Annotated in this window: 22 protein-coding genes; 9 read left to right on the forward strand and 13 right to left on the reverse strand. The window is 71.0% G+C overall.

Annotated features, from left to right (window positions below):
* Window positions 1-23 precede the first annotated feature (23 nt).
* Both alc and allB read right to left on the reverse strand, forming a co-directional pair.
* The gene (gene alc / locus AW27_RS05815) at window positions 24-1,142 is read right to left on the reverse strand and encodes an allantoicase (RefSeq protein ID WP_037915696.1); all 1,119 of its coding nucleotides are present in this window, start codon (window positions 1,140-1,142) and stop codon (window positions 24-26) included.
* A gap of 2 nt (window positions 1,143-1,144) precedes the next feature.
* On the reverse strand, window positions 1,145-2,479 hold the full coding sequence (gene allB, locus AW27_RS05820; protein WP_370466675.1) for an allantoinase AllB: 1,335 nt from the start codon (window positions 2,477-2,479) through the stop codon (window positions 1,145-1,147).
* Window positions 2,480-2,816: 337 nt separating this feature from the next.
* Here allB and AW27_RS05825 point away from each other — a divergent pair, with 337 nt between their 5' ends.
* A complete protein-coding gene (locus AW27_RS05825) occupies window positions 2,817-3,620 on the forward strand; it encodes an IclR family transcriptional regulator (RefSeq protein WP_037915689.1) in 804 nt (267 codons plus the stop codon).
* Window positions 3,621-3,818: 198 nt separating this feature from the next.
* Here the strand turns inward: AW27_RS05825 and AW27_RS05830 are convergent, their stop codons facing one another.
* Window positions 3,819-4,514 (reverse strand): ABC transporter ATP-binding protein, encoded by a 696-nt coding sequence (locus AW27_RS05830; protein WP_037915686.1) that lies wholly within the window; start codon window positions 4,512-4,514, stop codon window positions 3,819-3,821.
* A complete protein-coding gene (locus AW27_RS05835) occupies window positions 4,511-5,596 on the reverse strand; it encodes an ABC transporter permease (RefSeq protein WP_052030014.1) in 1,086 nt (361 codons plus the stop codon). The genes AW27_RS05830 and AW27_RS05835 overlap by 4 nt, the downstream gene beginning before the upstream one ends.
* Before the next feature lie 134 nt (window positions 5,597-5,730).
* On the opposite strand from AW27_RS05835, the gene AW27_RS05840 reads away from it, so the two are divergent.
* Window positions 5,731-7,005 (forward strand): sensor histidine kinase, encoded by a 1,275-nt coding sequence (locus AW27_RS05840; protein WP_078555777.1) that lies wholly within the window; start codon window positions 5,731-5,733, stop codon window positions 7,003-7,005.
* The gene (locus AW27_RS05845; RefSeq protein ID WP_037915682.1) at window positions 7,002-7,631 is read left to right on the forward strand and encodes a response regulator; all 630 of its coding nucleotides are present in this window, start codon (window positions 7,002-7,004) and stop codon (window positions 7,629-7,631) included. The genes AW27_RS05840 and AW27_RS05845 overlap by 4 nt, the downstream gene beginning before the upstream one ends.
* A gap of 43 nt (window positions 7,632-7,674) precedes the next feature.
* On the opposite strand, the gene yczR is transcribed toward AW27_RS05845, so the two are convergent.
* Window positions 7,675-9,159 carry a MocR-like transcription factor YczR gene (gene yczR, locus AW27_RS05850; RefSeq protein ID WP_037915681.1) on the reverse strand — a complete coding sequence of 495 codons (1,485 nt, stop codon included), beginning with the start codon at window positions 9,157-9,159 and terminating at the stop codon, window positions 7,675-7,677.
* Window positions 9,160-9,399: 240 nt separating this feature from the next.
* On the opposite strand from yczR, the gene AW27_RS05855 reads away from it, so the two are divergent.
* From AW27_RS05855 to AW27_RS05865, 3 genes are all read left to right on the forward strand, one after another.
* Complete coding sequence (locus AW27_RS05855; RefSeq protein ID WP_172671251.1) at window positions 9,400-10,011, forward strand: nucleotidyltransferase family protein; 612 nt, start codon at window positions 9,400-9,402, stop codon at window positions 10,009-10,011.
* A gap of 251 nt (window positions 10,012-10,262) precedes the next feature.
* Window positions 10,263-11,882 (forward strand): malate synthase A, encoded by a 1,620-nt coding sequence (gene aceB / locus AW27_RS05860; protein WP_037915679.1) that lies wholly within the window; start codon window positions 10,263-10,265, stop codon window positions 11,880-11,882.
* Window positions 11,883-12,214: 332 nt separating this feature from the next.
* Window positions 12,215-13,405: an SGNH/GDSL hydrolase family protein gene (locus AW27_RS05865; protein WP_236647433.1), complete on the forward strand. Its 1,191-nt coding sequence runs from the start codon at window positions 12,215-12,217 to the stop codon at window positions 13,403-13,405.
* Window positions 13,406-13,695: 290 nt separating this feature from the next.
* On the opposite strand, the gene AW27_RS05870 is transcribed toward AW27_RS05865, so the two are convergent.
* From AW27_RS05870 to AW27_RS05900, 7 genes are all read right to left on the reverse strand, one after another.
* Window positions 13,696-15,087 (reverse strand): nucleobase:cation symporter-2 family protein, encoded by a 1,392-nt coding sequence (locus AW27_RS05870; protein WP_037915673.1) that lies wholly within the window; start codon window positions 15,085-15,087, stop codon window positions 13,696-13,698.
* Window positions 15,088-15,401: 314 nt separating this feature from the next.
* Entirely contained in the window at window positions 15,402-16,802 is a 1,401-nt protein-coding gene (locus AW27_RS05875; RefSeq protein ID WP_304949837.1) for an 8-oxoguanine deaminase, read from the reverse strand.
* Window positions 16,803-16,996: 194 nt separating this feature from the next.
* Window positions 16,997-17,920 carry a factor-independent urate hydroxylase gene (gene pucL / locus AW27_RS05880; RefSeq protein WP_037915670.1) on the reverse strand — a complete coding sequence of 308 codons (924 nt, stop codon included), beginning with the start codon at window positions 17,918-17,920 and terminating at the stop codon, window positions 16,997-16,999.
* 1 nt (window position 17,921) lies between these two features.
* On the reverse strand, window positions 17,922-18,311 hold the full coding sequence (gene uraH, locus AW27_RS05885; RefSeq protein WP_037915668.1) for a hydroxyisourate hydrolase: 390 nt from the start codon (window positions 18,309-18,311) through the stop codon (window positions 17,922-17,924).
* 8 nt (window positions 18,312-18,319) lie between these two features.
* Complete coding sequence (gene uraD / locus AW27_RS05890; protein WP_037915665.1) at window positions 18,320-18,826, reverse strand: 2-oxo-4-hydroxy-4-carboxy-5-ureidoimidazoline decarboxylase; 507 nt, start codon at window positions 18,824-18,826, stop codon at window positions 18,320-18,322.
* A 154-nt stretch (window positions 18,827-18,980) separates the two neighbouring features.
* Window positions 18,981-19,364, reverse strand: a complete 384-nt coding sequence (locus AW27_RS05895; protein WP_037915663.1) for a helix-turn-helix domain-containing protein — start codon at window positions 19,362-19,364, stop codon at window positions 18,981-18,983.
* The gene (locus tag AW27_RS05900) at window positions 19,361-19,612 is read right to left on the reverse strand and encodes a YkoF family thiamine-binding protein (RefSeq protein WP_078555773.1); all 252 of its coding nucleotides are present in this window, start codon (window positions 19,610-19,612) and stop codon (window positions 19,361-19,363) included. The genes AW27_RS05895 and AW27_RS05900 overlap by 4 nt, the downstream gene beginning before the upstream one ends.
* Before the next feature lie 126 nt (window positions 19,613-19,738).
* Here AW27_RS05900 and AW27_RS05905 point away from each other — a divergent pair, with 126 nt between their 5' ends.
* From AW27_RS05905 to AW27_RS05915, 3 genes are all read left to right on the forward strand, one after another.
* Window positions 19,739-20,572 carry a TIM barrel protein gene (locus tag AW27_RS05905; RefSeq protein ID WP_037915657.1) on the forward strand — a complete coding sequence of 278 codons (834 nt, stop codon included), beginning with the start codon at window positions 19,739-19,741 and terminating at the stop codon, window positions 20,570-20,572.
* Window positions 20,573-20,647: 75 nt separating this feature from the next.
* Complete coding sequence (locus AW27_RS05910; protein ID WP_037915654.1) at window positions 20,648-21,547, forward strand: 2-hydroxy-3-oxopropionate reductase; 900 nt, start codon at window positions 20,648-20,650, stop codon at window positions 21,545-21,547.
* Window positions 21,548-21,785: 238 nt separating this feature from the next.
* Complete coding sequence (locus AW27_RS05915; protein ID WP_037915652.1) at window positions 21,786-23,243, forward strand: catalase; 1,458 nt, start codon at window positions 21,786-21,788, stop codon at window positions 23,241-23,243.
* A 1,016-nt stretch (window positions 23,244-24,259) separates the two neighbouring features.
* Here the strand turns inward: AW27_RS05915 and gcl are convergent.
* Window positions 24,260-26,047 (reverse strand): glyoxylate carboligase, encoded by a 1,788-nt coding sequence (gene gcl, locus AW27_RS05920; RefSeq protein ID WP_078555771.1) that lies wholly within the window; start codon window positions 26,045-26,047, stop codon window positions 24,260-24,262.
* Between the last annotated feature and the right edge of the window lie 9 nt (window positions 26,048-26,056).

Below are 26,056 nucleotides of genomic sequence, written 5' to 3' on the forward strand. Positions count from 1 at the left end.
CCGGGGCGGTCACGGGTACGGCGTCAGCCGCCCAGCTCCTGGTGACGGGCGGTCAGCGCCGCCGCGCCGGCCTCCGTCAGGGAGCCGAACAGGCGCAGGCGGGAGAAGCCGCCGTCCGGGAAGATGTCGATCCGTACGTGGGTGCCCACCGCCGGGGTGTCCAGTACGAAGCGGTGGTTGGTGTCGGGCTGCAGGCGGGTCCGCGGCAGGAACTCCGTCCACTCGCCCTCCTCGCCGGTTTTGACCGACAGCGAGGCCCAGCCGGCCGAGTTGCCCTTGAGGTACGCGGTGTCGATCTCGACGGCGCGGATCTCGGACTCGGTGACGAGCTGGTAGCGGATCCAGTCGTTGCCGTTGTCGCGGCGGCGGGCGGTCTCCCAGCCGTCGTCCATCTTGCGGGAGCGGCCCGGGTTGATGGTGTTGGTCGGCGGGGAGTAGAAGCGGTTGGAGGCGTCCTGCACGGAGCCGCCGTTCTCCAACGCCACCACGTCGAAGGAGCCGAGCGCCGCGAGCCACTTCGGGTCGGGCAGGACCTCGCCGTAGACGCGCAGGCGGGCGATGCCGCCGTCGGGGTGCTGGTTGACGCGCAGGTGGGTGAAGCGCTGTTCGGCGTCGACCTCGAAGCCGTTGGCGGCGTGGCCGCCGACCGCCGTGCGGGGGACGATGGTCGTCCACTTCACGTCGTCGCCCTGGAGCTCCTCCGGGGTCGGCGCGAGGGCGCCCTCCCAGTTGGTGGCCTCGATGGAGACGGCCTGCGGCATGTTGCCGCGGAAGTGGGCGGTGTCGACGACGATGCCGCGGATGACGCCGGGGGCGCCCAGCCGCACCAGTGCCCAGTCGTGGTCCTCGGGGGTCGGCCAGGGCTGGGTGGCGGAGACGCCGCGCCGGCGGCGGGTCTCCCAGCCGTCCATGACCTTGCCCTTGTGGCCGAAGTCCTCGGGGTCGAAGTGCGCGGCCTCGGAGATCAGCAGGTTCTCGCGCTGGGCGAAGAACTCGTCGTTGGCGGCGATGACACCGGCGCCCAGCTCACGGGCGGCGAGGTTCGCGTACTGGGTGAAGGGGAAGTCCGCGGTGCGGTAGTCCGCGTACGGGTCGCCGCCTCCGTACGGGTTCGCGTTGCCGGTGAAGGAGGGAATCGCCACTGTCAGTTCTGCCTTTCGAGGAGGAGGCCCGTGGGCTCGGTCGGGGTGCCGTGGTCGGCGATCTGCGTGCCCCGCAGCCAGGTGGACTTCACGACGCCGTGCAGGGTCTTGCCCGCGTACGCCGTGACCTGGTTGCGGTGGTGGAGTGCGGCCGGGTCCACGGTGAACGTTTCTTCGGGGGCGAGCACGGCGAAGTCGGCGTCGCGGCCGGCTTCGATCGCGCCCTTTCGGGACAGGCCGGCGAGGGCGGCCGGGGCGGCGGACATCCAGCGGACGACGTCCTCCAGGGTCCGGCCGCGCCTGCGCGCCTCGGTCCAGATGGCGGGCAGGCCCAGTTGGAGGGAGGAGATGCCGCCCCACGCGGTGGAGAAGTCGCTGGTCTTCAGGTCCGCGGTGGAGGGCGAGTGGTCGGAGACGATGCAGTCGATGGTGCCGTCGGCGAGCGCGTCCCACAGGAGGTCCTGGTTGGCGGCCTCGCGGATGGGCGGGCAGCACTTGAACTCGCTGGCGCCGTCGGGCACTTCCTCGGCGGTGAGGGTGAGGTAGTGCGGGCAGGACTCGACGGTGATCCGCACGCCCTCGGCCTTGGCGGCGGCGATCAGCGGCAGCGCGTCCGAGGACGACAGGTGCAGGACGTGGACGCGTGCGTTCAGCCGCTTCGCCTGGGCGATGAGGTTGCCGATGGCGGTGTTCTCGGCGTCGCGCGGCCGGGAGGCCAGGAAGTCGGCGTACCGGGGGCCCGGGACGACGGGGGCGGCGTCGAGGTGGTGCGGGTCCTCCGCGTGCACGATGAGCAGGCCGCCGAAACCGGTGATCTCGGCGAGGGAGATGGCCAGCTGCTCCTGGTCGAGCTCGGGGAACTCGTCCACGCCCGAGGGCGACAGGAAGCACTTGAAGCCGTAGACGCCGGCGTCGTGCAGCGGCGCGAGGTCCTTGACGTTGTCCGGGAGGGCCCCGCCCCAGAAGCCGACGTCCACGTGCGCCTTGGCGCGGGCGACCTCCTGCTTGACGCGCAGGTTGTCGACCGTGGTGGTCGGCGGGAGGGAGTTCAGGGGCATGTCGAGGATCGTGGTGATGCCTCCGGCCGCGGCGGCGCGGGTGGCCGTCCAGAAGCCCTCCCACTCGGTGCGGCCGGGGTCGTTCACGTGGACGTGGGTGTCGACCAGGCCGGGGAGCAGGACGTCGTCACCGAAGTCCTCCAGCCGGGCTCCGGCCGGTACCTCGGCGTCGTGTGCGAGCACGGCCGCGATCGTCCCGCCGGCGACGGCGACCGAGGCGGCGCGCGTCCCCTCGGGAGTGATGACGCGCGTCGAGCGCAGTACCAGTTCCACAGCCACGTCGGCCACCGGAACCTCCCCATCTACTTCCACAGAGCGAAATTCAACGTTCTGTTGACGGAGTCTTCCCGGGGATCCGGGAGCAGTCAAGAGCGCCCGGACGGACCACTGACGCACCGGGACCACACTTGGAGGTTTCCACAGGATGGAATTAAGATTTCGCTATCCAGAATGTAGCTACCGCCACCGGAAGCCGGGCGGATAACTTCCCGAGGGCGTCCACCACCCGGACAAACCATCTCTGACCGGCGGCGACGGCCCCGACCCCGACACTGGGGCCGACGCCGGCCGCCCGGTAGGCTGCTCCCTTGCCTGCCAGCACCGAAAGGACCGCGCCGTGCCGACGTCCAGCGCCAGCACCACCGACGCTTCCTCGAAGACCCCTGCCGCCAGCGGTGGCGTCCAGTCCCTTGAGCGCGCCTTCGACCTGCTCGAACGGATGGCCGACGCCGGGGGCGAGGTCGGCCTCAGCGAGCTGTCGGCCGCCAGCGGTCTGCCCCTGCCCACGATCCACCGCCTGATGCGCACCCTCGTGGCGTGCGGGTACGTACGCCAGCAGCCCAATCGACGGTACTCCCTCGGCCCCCGCCTGATCCGCCTCGGCGAGTCCGCGTCGCGCCTCCTGGGCACCTGGGCCCGCCCCTACCTCGCCCGTCTGGTCGAGGAGACCGGCGAGACGGCGAACATGGCCCTGCTCGACGGGGACGAGATCGTCTACGTCGCCCAGGTGCCGTCCAAGCACTCGATGCGCATGTTCACCGAGGTCGGCCGCCGGGTGCTGCCGCACTCCACGGGCGTGGGCAAGGCCCTCCTCGCCTACACCCCCGCCGACGAGGTACGCGCCCTCCTGGCCCGCACCGGCATGCCGGCGGCGACCGAGAAGACCATCACCACGCCCGAGGGCTTCCTGGAGGCGCTGGAGCAGGTCCGCAAGGTCGGCTACGCGGTCGACGACAACGAGCAGGAGATAGGAGTCCGCTGCCTGGCCGTGTCGGTGCCGAACTCGCCGACCGCCGCCGCGATCTCCATCTCCGGTCCGGCTGGCCGCGTCACCGAGGCCGTGACCGAGGCCTTCGTCCCGGTCCTCCAGAACGTCGCCGCCGAGCTGTCGGTGGCGCTGGCCAACCAGAGCCCGGCATAACCCCGCCGCGACCGTCGTACGGGAAGGCCCCGGCCGCCCCTCCGAGAGGGGCGCCGGGGCCTTCCCGTACGACGGTCGCGGCGCAGGGCCCGGGGACCCCGACGCGGATGGGACCGGGGGCCGGCCCGCGGGCCCGCGGGCGGTGGTCCGGGCTCACCACCGTGCGAGGCCGCCCCCAGGCGCCTCCGTACGCCCGCCTCAGGGCGCGGCGACGGGATCCTGGTGCCCGACCGCCAGCCTGCCGTCCGTCATCGTCGCCGTACGGTCCATCCGATCCAGGTGGGCGTGGTCGTGGGTGACCAGCACGGTGGCGGTGGAGCGTTCGCGCGTCAGGGTGACCAGCAGGTCCAGCACGGCCGCGCCGCGCTCGTGGTCGAGGGCGCTGGTCGGCTCGTCGACCAGCAGCACGGCGGGCTCGTTCATCAGCGCGCGGGCGATGTTGATCCGCTGGCGCTGGCCGCCGGAAAGCTGGTGGGGACGCTTGTCCGCCTTGTCGGCGAGGCCGACCGCGTCCAGCAGCTCCAGCGCCCGGCGGCGCAGGGCCTTCGTGGGCCGGCCCGCGACGTGCGCCATGACCTGCAGCTGCTCGGCGGCCGTCAGCGAGGCCAGCAGGTTCGGCTGCTGGAAGACGATGCCGATCTTCTCCCGGCGCAGGGCCGACTTCTCGGCGGGGCCCAGCCGGGTGGTGTCCTCGCCCGCGACGACGACCCGCCCCCGGTCCGGGGTGACGAGGGTGGCGGCGACCGCGAGCAGGGAGGACTTCCCGGAGCCGGAAGGTCCGATCACCGCCGTGAGGGTGCCGGCGGGAACCTCCAGCCCCACCGCGTCGAGGGCGGTGAGCCGGCTCTCGCCGTCGGGGTAGGTGAGCGTGACGTCGTGGACGAGGAGGGTCATCGGGCGCTCCCGAGGGCGGTCAGCGGGTCGACGGCGGTGATCCGCCGGATGGACAGGGCCGCGCCCAGCGCACCGAGCGCGATCATGATCGCGGCGGGGACGAGCACCGTGGCGGCGTCGAGGACGAAGGGCACGTCTCCGCCGCTGATCAGCGCGCCGAAGCCGGCGGCGAGCGCGGTGCCCAGCCCGGTGCCGAGGGCGAGCATCACCACGGCCTGGCCGAGGGCGTCCCGCAGCAGGTAGGGGGTGGAGGCGCCCAAGGCCTTCAGGACGGCGATGTCGCCGCTGCGCTGGATGGTCCACACCGTGAAGAAGGCGCCGATGACCAGCGCCGAGATGGCGAAGAGGAAGCCGCGCATCAGCTGGAGCGAACCGTTCTCGGCCTGGTAGGAGCCTATGGCGCCCAGCGCTTCGTCGACGGTCTGCGCCCGGGTGTCCGCGGCCCGGTCGGCGGCGGCGAGGTCCAGGCCGCTGCCGGAGACCGCGACGACGGTGGCGAGGGTCTCGACGGAGGTACCGGGGTTGCCGATCCGCTGCCAGTCGCCCAGGTCCATCCAGACGACCGGCGTGTGGCTGTAGGCGGCGGTGCCGGCGACGGCGGCCACGGTCACTTCGACCGTACCGATCCTGAGCCTGGCGCCGGCGGCCAGGCCGCCGAGCTCCTTCGCCGCCTTCTCCGCGAGGACCACCCGGCCCGGCGCGAGACCGGCGTCCCGCGGCGCGAGCCCACCCGCGGGGTCCACGCCGAAGACCGAAACGGCGGCGGTGCGCTCACCCGAGACGGCGTTGGCGGTGCGGATGCCGAGGGGCTCGGCCGTCCGCACTCCGGGTTGCTCCCGCCAGGTCAGCCAGGCCGACTCGGGCACCAGGGAGTTGGTGAAGGACACCTTCTGGTCCCCGGCGGGTGCGGCGAAGGCCAGGTGTGAGGCGGGCAGGCCGGTGATGGCCGAGACGTTTTCCCGTGCCAGGCCGGCGGTGAGCCCGGACAACAGGCCGACCAGCAGCGTGATCAGCAGCACGACCGAGCCCATGAGGGCGAAGCGGCCCTTGGCGAACCGTAGATCTCTCCATGCGACGAACATGTCCCCCACCCTCGTCCTCCGCGTGGGCACAAGGCATCGCGCCACAGGAGAGATCCTGGTATCGAAGGGCGCACCGGGACATCGAACTTTCGGTTGACCTGGGCCGGGCGCGACCGACTTACCCTGGTTCGGACATGACTTCCGCCGCTCCCCCCGTCCCGCCCGCCGTCTGTGCGCCGCCGGCCGGACCAGCCCCCGCCCGCGCCCTGACCCCCGTGTCGAAGGTGCTGAAGCTGTGCCTGCACGCCCTGCTCCTCGGGCTGCTCGCACTGGCCGTCGGCCGCGCCGTCGCCGACTCCGCGCCCCGGACCGGCTGGGTGGTCGCCGCCTGCGTGCTGCTCGCCTCCGTCTACGCGGCTGGTGTACGGGCGCCCGCCGTGCACCGTTCGCCGCGGGCCGGGGCGCTGTGGCTGGCCGGGCTCGGGGCGGCCTGGGCGGGCCTGCTGGCGGTCTCCCCCGACGGGCTGTGGATCGCCTTCCCGCTGTACTTCCTGGAGCTCCACCTGCTGCGTCTGCGCTGGGGGGTCGCGGCCGTCGCGGTGACCGCCTGCGCAGCCATCGGCGGCTTCCTCGCGCACAGCAGCGTGGCGACCCCCGGGGCCTTCCTGGGGCCGCTGCTGGGCGGTGCCGTGGCGGTGGCGACCGTACTGGGCTACCAGGCGCTGTACCGGGAGAGCGAACGCCGCCGGGAGCTGATCGAGGAGCTCATCACGACCCGGGCCGAGCTGGCCGCCGCCGAGCGAAGCGCCGGGATCCTGGCCGAGCGGGAGCGCCTGGCCCGGGAGATCCACGACACCCTCGCCCAGGGACTGTCCTCCATCCAGCTGCTGCTGCGGGCGGCCGAGCGGGCGCTGCCGGAGGGCGCCGCGGCCCGGCCGCACATCGCGCAGGCCCGCGAGGCGGCCCAGGACAACCTCGCCGAGGCGCGCCGCTTCGTACGCGCCCTCACACCGCCGGACCTGGAGCACGGCTCGCTCGCCGCGGCGCTGGAGCGGCTGTGCTCGGGGGTGCCGGGGCTGCGGGTGCGGTTCTCGCTGAGCGGCCGGCCGCGGGTGCTGCCGACCCCGTACGAGGTGGCGCTGCTGCGGATCGCCCAGTCGGCGCTGGCCAACGTGGTGCGGCACGCCCGGGCCGGGCGTGCGGAGATCACGCTGACCTTCATGGATGCCTCGGTGACCCTGGACATCGTCGACGACGGGCAGGGCTTCGACCCGTCCTCGGCCGCCTCCGGCTCGGGTGACGGCGGCTTTGGACTGCCCGCCATGCGCTCGCGCGCCGAGACGTTGGGCGGGCTCTTCACGGTGGAGTCGGCCCCGGAGCAGGGCACCGCCGTGGCCGTCACCCTGCCCCTGCCCCTGCCCCTGCCCCTGGACCATCTGCACCACTCGGACCGCGTGGAGGCCCTGTGACCATCCGTCTCCTGCTCGCCGACGACCACCCCGTGGTCCGGGCGGGCCTGCGCGCGGTGCTGGACACCGAGGCGGACTTCGCGGTGGTGGCCGAGGCGGCCACCGCCGAGCGGGCGGTGGAGCTGGCCGCCCGGGAACCGGTGGACGTGGTGCTGATGGACCTCCAGTTCGGGCCGGGCATGCACGGCTCCGAGGCGACGGCCCTGATCACGGCCCGTCCGGGCGCCCCCCGGGTGCTGGTGCTGACGACGTACGACACGGACGCGGACATCCTGGCGGCAGTGGAGGCGGGAGCCTCCGGCTACCTGCTCAAGGATGCCCCGCCGGAGGAGCTGGCGGCGGCGGTGCGCACGGCCGCCGCGGGCCAGTCGGCGCTCGCCCCGGCGGTGGCGCTGCGCCTGATGGACCGGATGCGCACGCCCGCGGAGGCGTTGACGAAACGGGAGCTGGAGGTGCTCCAGCTCGTGGCGGACGGCCTCTCGAACCAGCAGATCTCCAAGCAGCTGTTCCTCAGCCAGGCCACGGTCAAGTCGCACCTGGTCCACGTCTACGCGAAGCTCGGCGTCGAATCGCGCACGGCGGCGGTCGCGGCGGCCGCCACCCGCCGTCTGATCCGCACTCCCTAGCCGGGGGCTGCCCCGCGGCCCGGCCGATCCGCCGGAGGCGGCCCTACGCCACCCAGTGCGGGCGGTCCACCGGCGAGCGGAGCGGAACCCCGTCGTGGAAGGCCGCCGCGAGGCGGCGCACGGCCTCGTCCAGGCGGTCGGCGGGGAGGGTGTACGGGATGCGGAGGCGGTGTTCGAAGGTGCCCGGGTCGACGCCGAAGCGGGCGCCGCGGGTGATGTGCACGCCGGCGGCCGCGGCCCGTTCGGCCAGGGCCGAGCTGACCGGCTCGCCGAGGTCGACCCAGAGCGAGAGGCCGCCGGGCGGGATCCGCCAGGACCATCCCGGGGTGTGCTGCCGGAGCGAGTCCGTCAGGGCCGCGCGCCGATCGCGCAGCAGGTCGAGCCGGGCGGGCAGGGTACGGTCCATGCCGGCCAGCAGGTGGAGCGCGACGAGCTGGTCGAGGACCGAGCCGGTCATGTCGGCGGAGACCCGCGCGGCCGTCAGCTCGGTGATCATCTTCGCGGCGGCTCGGACCCAGCCGACGCGCAGGCCGCCCCAGTGGGTCTTGCTGAGCGATCCGATGGTCACCACGTGGTCCGTGCCGCCGCGCGGCGCCAGCGAGGCCAGGGGCGCGGGGGCGGGCACGTCCAGGGCGATCTCGGCCATGGTCTCGTCGACCACCAGCCAGGTGCCGGTGCGCCGGGTCGCCGCGAGCAGCCGCAGCCGCTGCTCCTCGGGCATGAGCGCGCCCGTCGGGTTGTGGAAGTCGGGGATCACGTAGGCCAGCCTCGGCACGGTCTGGTGCAGCGTGGACTCGGCGATCTCCATGTCCCAGCCGGTGTCGGAGACGGCGATGGGCGCGGTGCGCAGCCGGGCTCGGCGCAGCGCGTCCAGGGCGTTGGCGTAGGTGGGGTTCTCCGTGACGACCCGGTCTCCTGCCTGGCAGAGCAGGGCTGTGACCAGGGTGAAGGCATGCTGGGCACCGGAGGTGACGAGGATCTGCTCGGGGCGGGTGGGCAGGCCGCGCCGGGTGAAGCGTTCGGCGACGGCCGTGCGGAGGTCGGGCAGGCCGTAGGGGTGGTAGCCGGGGGTGCGGGCGGCCTCGGGCAGCTGCAGGGCGGCCTGTGCGAGGGCGTCGGCGAGGGCGCCTTCGGGGGCGCCCATGGCGGCGATGGCCAGGTCGATGCCGGTGCCGCCGTCGGCGTCGTGGCCGCCGGCGCCGACGAGGGCGTGGGCTCCGACGGGGCCGTGGCCGTCGGGGAGCTCGGTCCAGGTGCCGGCGCCGCGCCGGCTGCGGACGTAGCCGCTCTCGCGGAGCAGGTCGTAGGCGCCGGTGACGGTGGCGCGGCTGGCGCCGACGGCTTCGGCGAGTTCGCGTTCGGCGGGCAGGCGCACGTGCAGGGCGATGCGGCCGTCGAGGATCAGCGTGCGGACGGCTTCGGCGAGTGACCGGTAGCCGGGGCGGGCGCGTACGTCGGCGGGGAGCAGCGCTGCGAGCTGTCGGCTGGCGATGGTTCTGTCAGCCGTCCGGGCCACTTGCCTGTTCACCGTGCCAACCTCCCCTGATTGGCTCTGACAGCCGGACCGATCGAGGTCCAGAATCGCGGCATTGGCCTCTGATGGGCAAGGGGAATCCGGGATGCCGACCCGGCGCGACGCCCACGCCCCGGCGGCCTGCGCCGAGCAGCGGGTCCAGCTCCGGCGCGGCTCGGGGCCCGCGCCGACCGCTGCGCGGCGCGCCTTCGCGCGGCGGCCCCGGGAACGCGTACAGGAGCGAGAATCGGTGGCATGTCAGCCACTACGCACTCCGATGCACCCGTGATCGCGGGTCTGCTCCTGGCCGCCGGCGGCGGCCGCCGGCTCGGCGGCCGCCCGAAGGCCCTGCTGCCCTACCGTGGCCGTCCGCTGGTGGAGAACGCCGTACGGGTGCTGCGGGAGGCGGGCTGCGGCCCGGTGCACGTGGTCCTCGGGGCGTCGGCGGCCGAGGTCCGCGAGCGGGCCGACCTGTCCGGCTGCGTGGTCGTGGACAACCCGGACTGGGCGGAGGGCATGGGTTCCTCCTTGCGGGTGGGCCTGGCCTCCCTGGCCGGTACGGACGCCGGTGCGGCCCTGGTCTCGCTGGTGGACCAGCCGGGCATCGGCCCGGCGGCGGTCGCCCGGGTGCGGGAGGCCTACCGCTCCCCCGCGAGCCTGGCGGCCGCGGCGTACGACGGGGAGCGCGGGCACCCCGTGCTGTTCGGCGCGGAGCGCTGGGCGGACATCGCGGCGACGGCCACGGGCGACAAGGGCGCCCGGACCCATCTGGCGCGCCACGCCGGAGAGCTCGTACTGGTGGAGTGCTCCGACGTCGCGGAGGCCTTCGACATCGACACGCCGCCCGACCTGGCGCGACTCCTCTGAGCACCGCGTGACGACAGTGGCACTGAGGGCCACCGGCGGGGGGAATCTGTCGACTCAGAGAATCTCGACATCAACAAACCATTGAACTTCCACCATGAGGAAATTACTATCCACTGGTCAGAAGCGCCCTGAACCCACAGACGGCGCCCGCGACCGTATGTCGGAGCTCTCCACACCCGACGGCACTGCGTGCCGTCTCGCGCGAGCATTCCCCGCGGCCGCCAGGCACCGCCGCTGAAGGAGTGACAGTTATGTCCGCACCAGCGCCGTCCCCGCTGGCCATCGTCGATGCCGAGCCCCTGCCGCGGCAGGACGAAGTCCTCACCGGAGCGGCCCTCGCGTTCGTGGCCGAGCTCCACCGACGGTTCGCCCCCCGCCGCGCCGAGCTCCTCGCCCGCCGCGGCGAGCGCCGCGCCGAGATCGCCCGGACCTCCACCCTCGACTTCCTCCCGGACACCGCACAGGTCCGCGAGGGCGACTGGAAGGTGGCGCCGGCCCCGGCCGCGCTCAACGACCGCCGCGTGGAGATCACCGGTCCGACGGACCGCAAGATGACCATCAACGCCCTGAACTCGGGCGCCAGGGTCTGGCTCGCCGACTTCGAGGACGCCTCGGCTCCCACCTGGGAGAACGTCGTCCTCGGCCAGCTCAACCTGATCGACGCGTACGAGCGCCGCATCGACTTCACCGACCCCCGCACGGGCAAGGCCTACGCGCTCAAGCCCGCCGCCGAACTCGCGACCGTCGTCATGCGGCCGCGCGGCTGGCACCTGGAGGAGCGCCACCTGCAGTTCGAGGGCGGCCCGGCCTCCGGCTCCCTCGTCGACTTCGGCCTGTACTTCTTCCACAACGCCAAGCGCCTGATCGACCTGGGCAAGGGTCCGTACTTCTACCTGCCCAAGACGGAGTCGCACCTGGAGGCCCGCCTCTGGAACGACATCTTCGTCTTCGCCCAGGACTACGTCGGCATCCCGCAGGGCACCGTCCGCGCCACCGTCCTGATCGAGACGATCACCGCCGCGTACGAGATGGACGAGATCCTCTACGAGCTGCGCGACCACGCGGCGGGCCTGAACGCGGGCCGCTGGGACTACCTCTTCTCCATCGTGAAGAACTTCCGCGACGGCGGCGAGAAGTTCGTCCTGCCGGACCGCAACGCGGTGACGATGACGGCCCCGTTCATGCGGGCCTACACCGAACTGCTCGTCCGCACCTGCCACAAGCGCGGCGCGCACGCCATCGGCGGCATGGCGGCCTTCATCCCGTCCCGCAAGGACGCCGAGGCCAACACGATCGCCTTCGCGAAGGTCAAGGCCGACAAGGACCGCGAGGCGGGCGACGGCTTCGACGGCTCCTGGGTCGCCCACCCCGACCTGGTCCCGATCGCCATGGCCTCCTTCGACGCCGTGCTCGGCGACAAGCCCAACCAGAAGGACCGGCTGCGCGAGGACGTCTCGGTGGCCCCGGGCGAGCTCATCGCGATCGACTCGCTGGACGCGAAGCCGACGTACGAGGGCCTGCGCAACGCCGTCCAGGTCGGCATCCGCTACATCGAGGCCTGGCTGCGCGGCCTCGGCGCCGTCGGAATCTTCGGCCTGATGGAGGACGCGGCCACCGCCGAGATCTCCCGCTCGCAGATCTGGCAGTGGATCAACGCGGGAGTCGTCTTCGAGAACGGCAAGACCGCCACGGCCGAGCTGACCCGCGAGCTGGCGGCCGCCGAACTCGCCGCCCTGCGCACCGAGGTCGGCGAGGAGGCCTTCGCGGCCGGCAAGTGGCAGCAGGCCCACGACCTCTTCCTCACGGTCTCCCTCGACGCCGACTACGCGGACTTCCTCACGCTCCCGGCCTACGACCAGCTGGTCGGCTGACACCCCGGATCCGACCGGAACGCACCGCCCGGCCCCACCCCACGGCTCCGCCCCCGCCGCCCACGGCAGCGGGGGCGGAGCCGTGTCCGCCGCCCTGCCGGGAGGGGCACCCGGGCCATGCCGCACGGGGGCCGGGCCCCGCCGGAAGAGCACACGGGACCGAACGACCGATCGGTTGTTACTCGTTCGTAACTTGCCTGTACCTAGCGGTAACAACCGGGTCCGTGTCACCTTTCCGGTGCCACCGGCCGGCGGTACCCCCACTTCCCAGCCACACGAAACGGCGACGCGACGTCGCCCGCTTCGGCGTGGCCGAACGCAGGAGTTCCGCAGTGATCGGATTCCGCAACGTCAGCAAGGACCGGATCCCCCGTCGGTTGCGACGACTGGTCTGTGCCGCCGTCACCGTGCCGCTCGCCACCGGCGCGCTGCTGGCCGGCGGCGCCGGGACCGCCGGGGCCGCCCCCGGGAACGGTCCCACGGCCGTGGTGTCCATGGGCGACAGCTACATCTCCGGCGAGGCCGGGCGATGGAAGGGCAACAGCCTGACCAACACCGGCAGCCGCAACGGCACGGACCGCGGCTGGGTCAGCGGCAGCAGCTACGACCCCTCGAAGGTATACGGCACCACGGCCGGAGGCTGCCACCGGTCCGACTCGGCCGAGGTGCGCAGCGCCGGAGCGATCGCCGCCGTCGCCGTGAACCTCGCCTGTTCCGGGGCCGTCTCGCAGAACGTGTTCCGCGCCTCCAACGGCGGCGTCCCCTACAAGGGCGAGGCCCCGCAGGCCGACCAGCTGGCCGCCGTGGCCGCGAGCCACGACGTCAAGACCATCGCCCTGTCGGTCGGAGGCAACGACCTGGGCTTCGCCGACATCATCAAGAACTGCGCCCTCGACTTCGTCATCTGGTACTCGTACTGCTACGACGACCAGCAGTACGCCGTCGACCAGAAGATCGACGGCGTCATGGCGAACGTCGGCAAGGCGGTCGACGAGATCCGGGCCGTGATGCGCACGGCCGGGTACGCCGACTCCTCCTACCGGATCGTCCTCCAGTCCTACCCGTCGCCGATCCCGCGGGGTGCGGAGAATCGCTACACCCAGAGCGACTGGAGCCGCCTCAACACGGGCGGCTGCCCCTTCTGGAACCGGGACTCGGACTGGGCGCGCGACTCGCTCGTGCCGCAGATCGCCGGCCGTCTCAAGGGCGTCGCCGCCGCCAAGGGCGTGCAGTTCCTGGACCTGCGGGACATGCTCCAGGGACGCGAGGTGTGCGCGAAGGCGAGCAAGCAGGTCACCTCCCCGGTCCCGGCCTCGGGCAGGACGAGCGAGTGGACGCGCTGGATCGACAACAACGAGTCGCAGGGCCTGATCCAGGAGTCCATGCACCCCAACTACTACGGCCAGCTGGCCGCCGGCCGGTGCCTGGCCCTGGCCGTGGCGCAGCCCGCCTCCTCCGCCTCCAGCTGCAAGAACACCGCGGGGAGTGACCACACCGGAATGTTCCTGACCGCGGCGCCCTAGCTGTTTCGAAAGTCCCGCCTGGCCCGCGACGCCTGGCACGCACGCTCGCCGCGTGTCGGGATCGCCCACGTACGCCCCGTACGAGGACGACCCTCCGCCTTGCGATCGCACGCACCAGACGCCGCGGGGCCCGCCCTTCGGGCGGACGGCGCTCCTTTCGACACACGCCCCGGGAGGCGCGCGGTCACCGTTCGTACGGGCGCACGGCGGTTCGCCCGTACCGGACGCGGCGGTGCGCTCGCCACACCCGCAGTGGGTGGCGAGCGCACCGCCGTGCTTCCTGCGACCGGTCAGTGGACCGGCACCGGTTCGGGTGCGGCCCCCGAGGCCGCGCCCTTCCTGGCGCCGAGGTGGTTGAAGGCCAGGTTCAGCACGATCGCCACCACGCAGCCGGTGCTGATGCCGGAGTCGAGGACGACCAGCAGGTCCTTCGGGAAGGCGTGGTAGAACTCCGGCGCGGCGATCGGGATCAGGCCGATGCCGACGGATGCGGCGACGATCAGGGCGTTCTCGCCCTTCTCCATGGCCGCTCCGGCCAGGGTCTGGATGCCGCTGGCGGCCACCGAACCGAAGAGGACGATGCCGGCGCCGCCGAGGACGGGCAGCGGGACCACTCCGATCACCGAGGCCGCCATGGGACACAGGCCCAGCAGGATCAGGATGCCGCCGCCGGCGGCGACGACGAACCGGCTGCGCACCCTGGTCATGGCGACCAGGCCGATGTTCTGGGCGAAGGCGCTGCACATGAAGCCGTTGAAGAGCGGGCTGATCGCGCTGCCGAGGGTGTCGGCGCGCAGGCCTCCTGCGATGGTCCTCTCGTCCGCCGGCCGGCCGACGATCTTGCCCAGGGCGAGGATGTCGGCGGTGGACTCGGTCATGCAGACGAGCATGACGATGCACATCGAGACGATCGCGGCCACCTGGAACTGCGGGGCACCGAAGTGGAACGGAGTGGGGAAGCCGACCACCGAGGCGTTCTTGACGGCGTCGAAGCTGGTCATCCCCAGCGGAAGGGCGATCAGGGTCCCCGCGACCAGGCCGAGCAGGATGGAGATCTGCTGGAGGAATCCGCGCAGGAACTTGCGCATGAGCAGGACGATCACCAGGGTGACGGCGGCCATGCCGATGTTCTTCATCGAGCCGTAGTCGGTGGCGGTCCGGTTGCCGCCCTGTGACCAGTTGAAGGCCACGGGCAGGAGCGAGACGCCGATCAGGGTGATGACGGTGCCCGTGACGACGGGCGGGAAGAAGCGGACGAGCTTGCCGAAGTAGGGGGCGGCGAGGAAGCCGACCACCCCGGCGACGATGATCGCGCCGAAGATGACGGGCAGGGCATCGGCACCCTCCCCCTTCCCTATGGCGATCATCGGGGTCACACCGGCGAAGGAGACGCCGTTGACGAAGGGGAGCCTGGCGCCGACCTTCCAGAACCCGAGGGTCTGCAGGAGGGTGGCGAGTCCGGCGGTGAAGAGCGAGGCGCCCATCAGGAAGGCGGTCTCGGTGGCGGAGAGTCCGACCGCGGGGCCGACGATCATGGGCGGGGCCACGACACCCGCGTACATGGCGGCCACGTGCTGGAGGCCGCTGGTGAACATCTTCAGAGGAGGCAGGGTCTCGTCGACCGGGTGCTTCTCCTCCGGTACTGCGACTGCGTCTTTGCGGAACCTGGGCGGTTGGGCCACGGCTTCCTCCGGTCGGGTAACACGTCGGCAGGGACGTGGGTGTCATGGAGGTGGTGCGAAAGCGGTGCGAGTCGAGCGCGTTGATGGAGTTGTGGGTGGAGCCGGTGGATCTACTTCTTGTCCCAAGGGGCGCGGAAACGATTCGCCCAATCGCCGCTCCCGCGGTGCGCCCGTGGCGCTGGTGGCACGAGTCACCGCTCCCGGGGGCGCCTTCGGATCTCCTCGGGCGCCACCCGGGAACGGCTGCCCGCGGACCCCGCTCGGGTCCGCGGCGGCCGGCCGGGGGCCGTCCCCCCCGGCCGGACTCCGGGGGATCAGGCCTGCGCGATCCGCGCGAGGCGCTGGGCCTCTTCCCGCGTGGACACCGCGATGGCGTCCTCGTCGGCGAAGAGCAGCCGGTTGTTCTCCACGATCTGCTTGCCGTTGACGAACGAGGCCGTCACCGGGGCGGCCGCACCGAAGACGAGAGCGGTCACCGGGTCGGCGATCGAGGAGTGCAGGAAGGTGTTCAGGTTCCACAGGACCAGGTCGGCGCACTTGCCGACCTCCAGCGAACCGATGTTGTCGGCGCGGCCGAGGACCTGGGCGCCGCCGTAGGTGCCCAGGCGCAGGGCCTGGCGCGCGTTCAGGGCGCGCTCGCGGTGGACCGGGTTCAGGCGGTTGATCAGCAGCGCGTTGCGCAGCTCGGTGTGCAGCTCGCCGGACTCGTTGGAGGCGGTGCCGTCCACGCCGAGGCCCACCGGGACGCCGGCCGCGAGCATGTCGGGGACCCGGGCGATGCCGGCGGCCAGACGCGCGTTGGAGGAAGGGCAGTGCGCGACACCGGTCTTGGTGCGGGCGAAGGCGGCGATGTCGGAGTCGTTCATGTGGACGCTGTGCGCCATCCACACGTCCTCGCCGAGCCAGCCGGTCGACTCGAAGTAGTCGGTCGGGCCCATGCCGAAGAGCTCGTGGCAGAACTTCTCCTCCTCGACGGTCTCGCTGCCGTGCGTGTGCATGCGCACACCGAGGCGGCGGGCGAGCTCGGCGCCCTGCTTGAGCAGCTCGGTGGAGACCGAGAAGGGGGAGCAGGGGGCGACGGCGACCTGGGTCATCGAGTCGAAGGACGCGTCGTGGAACTTCTTGACGGTCGCCTCGGTGTCGGCCAGCGCACCTTCGAGGGTCTCGACGGCGTGGTCCGGCGGCAGGCCGCCGTCCTTCTCGCTGCGGTCCATCGAACCGCGGGCGAGGGTGAAGCGGACGCCCATCTCGGACGCGGCCCGGATGATCGAGCCGGACAGGTCGCCGGAGCCCTTGGGGAAGACGTAGTGGTGGTCCATGGCGGTGGTGACACCGCCCTTGGCCATCGCGGCGAGGGAGCCCTGCGCGGCCGTGTACGTCATCTGCTCGTCGATGCGCGCCCACGTCGGGTACAGCGCGACGAGCCAGTTGAAGAGGTTGTGGTCGGTGGCCAGGCCGCGCGTGATCCACTGGTAGAAGTGGTGGTGCGTGTTGACCAGACCGGGGGTCACGAGGTGCCCGGTGCCGTCGATCCGGCGGACCACGTTGTCGAGGTTCTCGGGGGCCTTGCCCGCACCGATGAATTCGATCTTGTTGCCGGCGACGACGACGTGGCCCGAGGCGTACTCGGTGTCATGGGCGTCGACGGTCGCGATCGCACAGTTCTCGATGACGATGCGCGGGGCGGCGCTGTCATGGGCTGCCGATGCTGCCATGGGACTTCCTCGTGCTTTCAGTGGCGGTGCGGGCACGGCAGGACCCAGGGGATTTGAGTGCCGGAGCCGGGGCCTTGGCAGCTGACAGTACTGCCGGCCCGTGGGGTGCGTCCGGGTGCCGATTCAGGAAGTTGGGTCGTGTCGCACGGTCCCGGGGCCACTGCGGAGAGCCCCGGGACGCGCGTGCCGCGCTCTTAGAGGTTGGTCATGTCCACCGGAATGCGCGCGTCGGCGCCGTCCCGCAGGATCGTGGCCTCGATCAGACCGTACGGACGGTCCGCGGCGAAGTACACCTCGTTGTCGTTCTTGAGGCCGAAGGGCTCCAGGTCGACGAGGAAGTGGTGCTTGTTCGGGAGCGAGAAGCGGACCTCGTCGATCTCCGAACGGTGGTTGATGATGCGCGAACCCATCTGGTAGAGGGTCTGCTGCAGCGAGAGGGAGTAGGTCTCGGCGAAGGCCTGCAGCATGTGCTTGCGGGTCTCGGCATAGGACTTCTCCCAGTTGGGCATCCGCTGCTCGTCGTCCGACCAGTTGAAGCGCCAGCGGCCCGACACCTGGGTGGCCAGGATGCGGTCGTACGCCTCCTGCAGGGTCGTGTACTTGTCCTTCACGTAGCCCCAGAACTCGGAGTTCGTGGAGTTCATGACGACCAGGTCCTTGAGGCCGGAGATGACCTCCCAGTTCTGGCCGTCGTAGGTGATCTGGGTGACGCGGGTCTCCTGGCCCTGGCGGACGAAGGAGTGCTTGACCTCGTCGGCGCCGATGAACTTGGAGTTCGCGTCGGACGTGGCGATCCGCTCCCAGGCGTACTCCTCGATCCGGATGCGCGCGCGCTGGATCGGCTCCTGGCTGCCCACGAACCAGCGGGCCAGGTGGATGCCGAACTGCTCGGCGGACTCGATGCCGTACTCCTTGGCGAACGCATACACCGTGTTCTTGGTGGTGTCCGTCGGCAGGACGTTGGCGTTCGAGCCGGAGTAGTGGACGTCGTCCATGTCGCCGGAGAGGGCGACCGAGACGTTCAGGTCCTTGATGTGGTGCGTGTCGCCGTCCCGCGTGATCTTGACGACGCGGTTCTCTGCTTTGCCGTACTGGTTCTGGCCCAGAATCGTGGCCATGCTAGCTCCCTCGGTAAACGGAGTAGCCGAACGGGTTGAGCAGCAGCGGTACGTGGTAGTGCTCGCCCGGGTTCACCGCGAACGTGATGGTGACCTCGGGGAAGAACGTAGCGCTGTCCCTTACGCGGGGGGCGTCCTGCTGCGCCTCGGCTTGCTTCTTTGCGAAGTACGTCTCGGTCTCGAAGTCGAGACGTACGTGGGTGGTGCCCTCCGGCAGTGCCGGCAGGTCCTTGCAGCGCCCGTCCGCATCGGTGGCGGATCCGCCCAGGGCCACCCACTCGCCGCCCGGTCCCGTACGGGCCGACAGGGAGATGGCGACGCCCTCGGCGGGCCTGCCGATGCTGGTGTCCAGGATGTGCGTGGACACGGACGCGGTGGTCTCGGTGCTCATGGTCGGACTCACTCTCCTTCTACGAGGCGGGTCAGGCGGATCTTGTTGATCTTGACGAGCTCGCCGCGGGCGATGTCCCGCTCCTGCTCAGGCGAGTTGTCGATCCGGACCTTGACCGCGTCCCGCATGAACTCACCGGTCGCACCGGTGGCGCAGATGAGGAAGACGTGGCCGAACTTCTCCTGGTAGGCCAGGTTCAGTTCGAGGAGCTCGTTCCTGAGCTCCTCGGAGGCGCCGGCCATGCCCCGCTGTTCGCGGGCGGAGGTCGGGTCTCCCGGCTTCGGCCGGCCGATCGGCGCGTGGCCTCCCATCGCTTCGGCCAGGTCCTCCGCGGTGAGCTCCGCCATGGCGGCCTCGTTCGCGGCGAACAGGGACTCGGCGGTGGCGAAGGGGCGCTGGGCGAGCATCCTGCTCCCCCACGCCGAGCTGGCGCACACCTCGTGCAGCTCGGCCGAGGCCGCCCTGTCGTCCAAGGTGTTGATCCGGGTGAGACCCGGGGTCGGACTCGAAGTCACGGTAGGCCTCCGTGGCCTGTTGTTGCTTTGACGGGCTGCGCATAGCTAACGCCCTCCGCAACACGGCGTCAACACTTTGTTGAAACTTCCCGTACACAAAAGCCGCCGCCCGGGTGAATGGGGCGGCGGCTCGTCACCGTGAGTCGTAATCCGCTCACGCCTGGGTGTTCTTACTGGGATTTTCCCTGTTCAAGTAGTTGTAGACCGTGAAGCGGCTGACGCCCAGCGCGCCCGCGACCGTCTCCACGCCGTGCCGCACGGAGAAGGCGCCGCGCGCCTCCAGTATCCGGACGACGTCCTGCTTGGACTTCCGGTCGAGCTGGGACAGCGGCATGCCGTGCCGGCGTTCCAGCGCGGCCAGGATGTGGTCCAGCGAGTCCGAGAGCTGCGGCAGGCGCACGGCGAGCAACTCCCGGCCCTCCCAGGTGAGCACGACGTCGTCGGGCGTGGCCTGCGCCGGATCCATGAGCTCGCCGCCCATGGCGTCCACGAGCGGCTTGACCGCCGTGACGAAGGGGTGATCGCGGGGCTCGGTCATGACGCCTCCTCGCCGATCACGTTGACCTGGAGGGTGACGCGGGTGGCCCCGGCCCCCAGGGAGTCGCGCAGCAGCGCGCTCACGGCGGACAGCACCCGGTCGGCCTCACCCTCCGCGGTGTTGCCGAAGGGGCCGACGTCCACCGCCTCCAGCTGGGCCTTCTGGATGACCTCGCGGGCCGCCACGGCGTGGTCGGGGGCCTCTTCGAGATCGAAGGGCTCGGTCGTGAACTCCACTCTCAATCGCACGCGGCTCAAGCTACCGCGCCGTCTCGATTTTTCGGCAGTCCGCACTTGACATCCGCGCGGAACCCCATGCAGTCTTCCATCAAGCAGAAAACAACTTCCGCAATACGGAAGGAGCGCACACCCCTCATGGGATACACGGACCAGCGCTTCGATGTGAACCTGTCGATCCTCTTCACGGAACTCCCGCTTCTGGAGCGCCCCGCGGCCGCCGCCGCGGCGGGCTTCACGGCGGTCGAGCTGTGGTGGCCCTGGATCGAGACCCCCACCCCCGCTCAGGAGGAGCTCGACGCCCTCAAGAAGGCCCTTGAGGACGCCGGCACCCAGCTGGTGGGCCTGAACTTCTACGCCGGCCGCCTGCCGGGCCCGGACCGCGGCGCGGTCTCGGTACCCGGTGAGGAGTCCGACCGCTTCAACGCCAACATCAACGTCGCGGCGGACTTCGCCGCCTCGGTCGGCTGCAAGGCGCTCAACGCCCTGTACGGCAACCGCGTCGAAGGCGTGGACCCGGCCGCCCAGGACGAGCTGGCCCTGAAGAACCTGGTCGTGGCGGCGCAGGCCGCGGACCGCGTGGGCGCGATCCTCCTGATCGAGACCCTCAACAAGCCCGAGTCGCCGCTCTACCCGCTGGTGAGCGCCCCGGCCGGCATCGCAGTGGTGGACAAGGTGAACCAGGCCACCGGCCTCGGCAACGCCAAGTTCCTGCTCGACCTTTACCACCTGGCGATGAACGATGAGGACCTCTCCGAGGTCATCGAAAAGTACGCCGCCAAGACCGGGCACGTCCAGATCGCGGACAAGCCGGGACGGGGGGCTCCGGGCACCGGCGAGCTGCCCCTGGAAGAGCTGCTCGACCAGCTGAAGAAGGCCGGATACGAGGGCTACGTGGGGCTTGAGTACAAGGCCGAGGACGCCGCCGCCTCCTTCGCCTGGCTGCCGGCCGAGGCCCGCGCCGCCCAGTAGGGGGACGAAGTCCGGGCGATCAGCCAGGCACCTCACGCACTTTTCGTACGAAGCATTAAGAGAAGGACCCTCATCATGAGCAACCCCGCTGCGCTCCCGTCGATCGCCTGGATCGGTCTCGGAATCATGGGCTCCCCCATGTCCGAGAACCTGCTGAAGGCCGGCTACCCGGTCACCGGCTTCACGCTGGAGCAGGACAAGCTGGACCGCCTGGCCGCCGCCGGCGGCACCGCGGCCGGATCGATCGCCGAGGCCGTCAAGGACGCCGACGTGATCATCACGATGGTGCCCGCCTCCCCGCAGGTCGAGGCCATCAACTACGGCCCCGAGGGCATCCTGGAGAACGCCAAGTCCGGCGCGCTGATCATCGACATGTCGTCGATCACCCCGCAGACCTCCGTGGACCTGGCGAAGAACGCCGCCGAGAAGGGCATCCGCGTCATCGACGCCCCGGTGTCCGGCGGCGAGGCCGGCGCCATCGAGGCCGTCCTGTCGATCATGGTGGGTGGCGAGCAGGCGGACTTCGACGCCGCCCTGCCGATCCTGGAGACCCTCGGCAAGACCATCGTCCTGTGCGGCCCGCACGGCTCCGGCCAGACGGTGAAGGCCGCCAACCAGCTCATCGTCGCGGTGAACATCCAGGCGTGTGCCGAGGCCGTCGTCTTCCTGGAGAAGTCGGGCGTGAACCTCACCGCCGCCCTGGACGTCCTCAACGGCGGCCTGGCCGGCTCCACGGTGCTGACCCGCAAGAAGGACAACTTCCTGAACCGCGACTTCAAGCCCGGCTTCCGGATCGACCTGCACCACAAGGACATGGGCATCGTCACCGACGCCGCCCGCAACGTCGGTGCCGCCCTCCCGGTCGGCGCGGTCGTCGCCCAGCTGGTCGCCTCCCTGCGCGCCCAGGGTGACGGCGGCCTGGACCACTCGGCCCTGCTGCGCGCCGTCGAGCGCCTCTCCGGCGCCCAGGTCTGAGGTCCCCCGCCGGGCCCCCACGGGGCCCGGACCGCCCCCTCGCGCAGGGGGCACCGAGTCTCCGGACGGTGCCGGTGCTGACACCTGTCCTGTCGCGCCCAAGCGTCGGCACCGTCCGGGTCATCTCACCCCACAACTTCGTTCAACAAACTGTTGACGTTTAGTTCTTGCCGAATTTAGGCTGTTCCGCATGACGGAAGACGCTTTCCGTCAGCAGTTACCCGTACGGAAGGTCACCATGTCGAAGCGCACGCTGACGACCGAGTCCGGCGCCCCGGTCGCCGACAATCAGAACTCCGCCACCGCCGGCGTCGGTGGCCCGCTCCTGATCCAGGACCAGCAGCTCCTGGAGAAGCTCGCCCGCTTCAACCGCGAGCGCATCCCGGAGCGCGTGGTGCACGCCCGCGGCTCGGCGGCGTACGGCTACTTCGAGGTGACCGACGACGTCACCGCGTACACCAGTGCCGCCTTCCTCGACACGGTCGGCAAGAAGACCGAGACCTTCCTGCGGTTCTCCACCGTCGCAGACTCCCTCGGTGGCGCGGACGCGGTGCGCGACCCCCGTGGCTTCGCCCTGAAGTTCTACACCGAAGAGGGCAACTACGACCTCGTCGGCAACAACACCCCGGTGTTCTTCATCAAGGACCCGATCAAGTTCCCCGACTTCATCCACTCCCAGAAGCGCGACCCCTTCACGGGCAAGCAGGAGCCGGACAACGTCTGGGACTTCTGGGCGCACGCCCCCGAGGCGACGCACCAGATCACCTGGCTGATGGGTGACCGCGGCATCCCGGCGTCGTACCGCCACATGAACGGCTACGGCTCCCACACGTACCAGTGGACGAACGAGAAGGGCGAGGCCTTCTTCGTCAAGTACCACTTCAAGACCAACCAGGGCATCCGCTGCCTCTCCGGCGAGCAGGCCGCAGAGCTGGTCGGCAAGGACGCGAACTCGCACCAGACCGACCTGCTCCAGGCCATCGAGCGCGGCGTGAACCCGAGCTGGACGCTCTACGTCCAGATCATGCCGGCCGCCGAGGCCGCGGACTACCGCTTCAACCCGTTCGACCTCACCAAGGTGTGGCCGCACGCCGACTACCCGCTGCAGCGGGTGGGCCGCCTGGTCCTCGACCGCAACCCGGACAACGTCTTCGCCGAGGTCGAGCAGTCCGCCTTCTCCCCGAACAACTTCGTCCCGGGCATCACCGCCTCGCCGGACAAGATGCTCCAGGGCCGCCTGTTCGCCTACGCGGACGCCCAGCGCTACCGCCTCGGTGTGAACCACACCCAACTGCCGGTCAACGCCCCCAAGGCGACGAAGGCCGACAACTACGGCCGCGACGGCGTCATGGCGCTGCGCAACGGCTCCCGCCACGACAAGAACTACGAGCCCAACTCGCACCAGGGCCCGTCCGAGACCGGACTGGCGCTGGGCGCCCCCAGGGCCGTCTCCGGCTACACGGGCACCCACGAGGCCCCGGCCCACACCAAGGACGACGACTTCTTCCAGGCCGGTGAGCTCTACCGCCTGATGTCGGAGGCCGAGAAGGAGCGCCTGGTGGCGAACATCGCCGGCGGCCTCTCCCAGGTCACCCTTGAGGACGTCATCGAGAAGAACCTGGCTCACTTCCACGCCGCCGACGCCGACTACGGCCGTCGCGTCGAGGAGGCCGTGCGCGCCCTGCGCGACGCCTGAGCCGACAGGGATGTACCGGGGGCCTGACGGGAGGTCAGGCCCCGGGTGCTGGGCCCGAACCGTGAACCCGGATGAGGGGTGGTACACGGCGAGGGCAGGACGAGGACCGTGGCAGGCGTGCGAGCCAGTGCGGTGGTAATGGGTTCCGAGGCCCGTCTCTTGACCTGAGGGAGACGGTGCCGGAGTTCTCGTCGCCCGCCCGCCACGGTCCCAGCCACTCCCCCTTCTCTTCCCACAGGGGCTGCGCACAGAGCGCCCTGCGGGAAGCGGAGGAGGAAACCTTCCTCCCCACACAACTCCGCCCGGCGGTGCGAACGTCCTGTCGCGCCAGCCTCGCACCGTCGGGCGGTAACAACCAGAGCGCCGAGTCACGGACGGTCCCGTGACTCGGCGCTTTGTCGTACCCGTCCGCATGGCCGCACCCGTCCGGATGTCGTCACCGTGGGGTGGCCGGCGCCGTGGGGTGGCCGACCTCCGGTCGGGCAGGTGCCGGCGCCGGGTTGCGCGTCCGGGGCCCCGCCGTCGAGGGACCCGGCGCACCGCGGCCGCACCGGAGCGCGGGCCGTGCACGGCACTTCCGGGCGGTTCGAGGACCACGAAGGGCCGTTTCCGGCCGGTCGAGGCCGAAGGCCGTTCCCGGCCTCCCGGGGCGGCCGCGTACGGGAGCCGCCCACCGCACGTCCCGGTCCCGGTGGGCGGTCCCCGGTGCGCGGGGAACCGGGCGTCACGCGGCATCGCACGGCCGGGCCGGGTCCGGGAGCCGGTCAGCACGCTCGCGGCGCCGGAGAGCGTGTACGGGACGCACACGGGGGCGCGAGCCTCCGGAGGAGATCCCCGCCCGGCCCCCGCCGGCCACTGCAGCACCCGGAGCCGGCCTCCAGCAGTACCCCGAGACCGGGGGGCTCCGCCTCCGCCGCGGCCCACGGCGTGCGAGGACCGGCCGGAAGCACGACGCGCCGCGACCCCCGCCCTCCTCGCGGGGGACGGGGGTCGCGGCGTACGGCCGGAGCCGGGGATCAGACCTTCAGGGCCTTGATCGCGGTCGGGGCGTGACCGGGCTCGGTCGCGAGCTCCTCGAACTCGGTGACGTCGCTCATGTCGACGGTCTTGCTCATCGAGATGTTGGTGATGCGCTCCAGGATGGCCTCGACGACGACCGGGACCTGGAACTCCTGGGCCAGCTTCTTGGCCTGCTCGAAGGCGGCACCCAGCTCGTTCGGGTCGGTGACGCGGATGGCCTTGACGCCGAGGCCCTCGGCGACCTTGACGTGGTCGACGCCGTAGGCGCCGATCTCCGGGGTGTTGATGTTCTCGAACTCGAGGTTGACCTCGAAGTTGATGCCGAGACCGCCCTGCGCCTGACGGATCAGGCCGAGGTAGGCGTTGTTGACGAGGACGTGGACGTAGGGGACCTTGTGCTGGGCCGCGACCGCCAGCTCCTCGATCATGAACTGGAAGTCGTAGTCGCCCGAGAGCGCGACGATCGGGGTCTGCGGGTCCGCGGTGGCGGCACCGATGGCGGCCGGGATGGTCCAGCCGAGCGGACCTGCCTGGCCGCAGTTGATCCAGTGGCGCGGCTTGTAGACGTGCAGCATCTGCGCGCCGGCGATCTGGGAGAGGCCGATCGTGGTGACGTAGCGGGTCTCGGGGCCGAACGCCTTGTTCATCTCCTCGTAGACGCGCTGCGGCTTCATGGGGATGTTGTCGAAGTGCGTGCGGCGCTGCAGGGTGGCCTTGCGCTCCTGGGCGGAGGCGGCCCAGGCGGAGAAGTCCGGCAGCTTGCCCTCCGCCTTGAGCTCCTTGGCGACCTCGATGAAGAGCTCCAGCGCCGCCTTGGCGTCGGAGGCGATGCCGAAGTCCGGGGCGAAGATCTTGCCGATCTGGGTGGGCTCGATGTCGACGTGGACGAACGTGCGGTCACCCAGGTACGCGTCCAGGTTGTAGCCGGTGTGACGGTTGGCCCAGCGGTTGCCGATGCCGAGGACGACGTCCGACTCCAGGAAGGTCGCGTTGCCGTAGCGGTGCGAGGTCTGGACTCCGACCATGCCGGCCGCCAGCTCGTGGTCGTCCGGGATGACGCCCCAGCCCATCAGGGTGGAGATGACCGGGATGTTGGTCAGCTCGGCGAACTCGACCAGCAGGTCGGAGGCGTCGGCGTTGATGATGCCGCCGCCGGCGACGATCAGCGGGCGCTCGGACTCCAGCAGGAAGCTCAGGGCCTTCTCGGCCTGCGCCCGGCTGGCCTGCGGCTTGTAGACCGGCAGCGGCTGATAGGTCGCCGGGTCGAACTCGATCTCGGTCAGCTGGACGTCGATCGGCAGGTCGATGAGGACCGGGCCGGGACGGCCGGAACGCATGAGGTGGAACGCCTGCTGGAAGACGCCGGGGACCTGTGCGGCCTCCAGGACCGTCGTGGCGGCCTTGGTGACCGGCTTGGCGATGGCGGCGATGTCGACGGCCTGGAAGTCCTCCTTGTGGAGCTTCGAGACCGGGGCCTGACCGGTGATGCACAGGATCGGGATGGAGTCCGCGATGGCCGAGTACAGGCCGGTGATCATGTCGGTGCCGGCCGGGCCCGAGGTACCGATGCAGACGCCGATGTTGCCCGCCTTGGCCCGCGTGTACCCCTCCGCCATGTGCGAGGCGCCCTCGACGTGGCGGGCGAGCGTGTGGTTGATGCCGCCCACGTTCTTGAGCTCGCGGTAGAAGGGGTTGATCGCAGCACCGGGAACACCGAACGCTTGTTCGACACCCTCGAGCTTGAGGATCTCAACTGCAGCAGCGGCGGCTGTCATACGAGGCATCAGGTTCTC

Source organism: Streptomyces sp. PCS3-D2 (assembly GCF_000612545.2).
In the GTDB taxonomy this organism is placed as follows: Bacteria; Actinomycetota; Actinomycetes; order Streptomycetales; family Streptomycetaceae; genus Streptomyces.

Bases quoted from the DNA above. Each gene is read 5' to 3' on its own strand.
- AW27_RS05830 (WP_037915686.1), bottom strand. From the start codon at position 4,514: ATGACCCTCCTCGTCCACGACGTCACGCTCACCTACCCCGACGGCGAG.
- AW27_RS05835 (WP_052030014.1), bottom strand. From the start codon at position 5,596: ATGTTCGTCGCATGGAGAGATCTACGGTTCGCCAAGGGCCGCTTCGCC.
- AW27_RS05840 (WP_078555777.1), top strand. From the start codon at position 5,731: ATGACTTCCGCCGCTCCCCCCGTCCCGCCCGCCGTCTGTGCGCCGCCG.
- AW27_RS05855 (WP_172671251.1), top strand. From the start codon at position 9,400: ATGTCAGCCACTACGCACTCCGATGCACCCGTGATCGCGGGTCTGCTC.
- aceB (WP_037915679.1), top strand. From the start codon at position 10,263: ATGTCCGCACCAGCGCCGTCCCCGCTGGCCATCGTCGATGCCGAGCCC.
- AW27_RS05875 (WP_304949837.1), bottom strand. From the start codon at position 16,802: ATGGCAGCATCGGCAGCCCATGACAGCGCCGCCCCGCGCATCGTCATC.
- pucL (WP_037915670.1), bottom strand. From the start codon at position 17,920: ATGGCCACGATTCTGGGCCAGAACCAGTACGGCAAAGCAGAGAACCGC.
- uraH (WP_037915668.1), bottom strand. From the start codon at position 18,311: ATGAGCACCGAGACCACCGCGTCCGTGTCCACGCACATCCTGGACACC.
- AW27_RS05895 (WP_037915663.1), bottom strand. From the start codon at position 19,364: ATGACCGAGCCCCGCGATCACCCCTTCGTCACGGCGGTCAAGCCGCTC.
- AW27_RS05905 (WP_037915657.1), top strand. From the start codon at position 19,739: ATGGGATACACGGACCAGCGCTTCGATGTGAACCTGTCGATCCTCTTC.
- AW27_RS05910 (WP_037915654.1), top strand. From the start codon at position 20,648: ATGAGCAACCCCGCTGCGCTCCCGTCGATCGCCTGGATCGGTCTCGGA.
- AW27_RS05915 (WP_037915652.1), top strand. From the start codon at position 21,786: ATGTCGAAGCGCACGCTGACGACCGAGTCCGGCGCCCCGGTCGCCGAC.
- gcl (WP_078555771.1), bottom strand. From the start codon at position 26,047: ATGCCTCGTATGACAGCCGCCGCTGCTGCAGTTGAGATCCTCAAGCTC.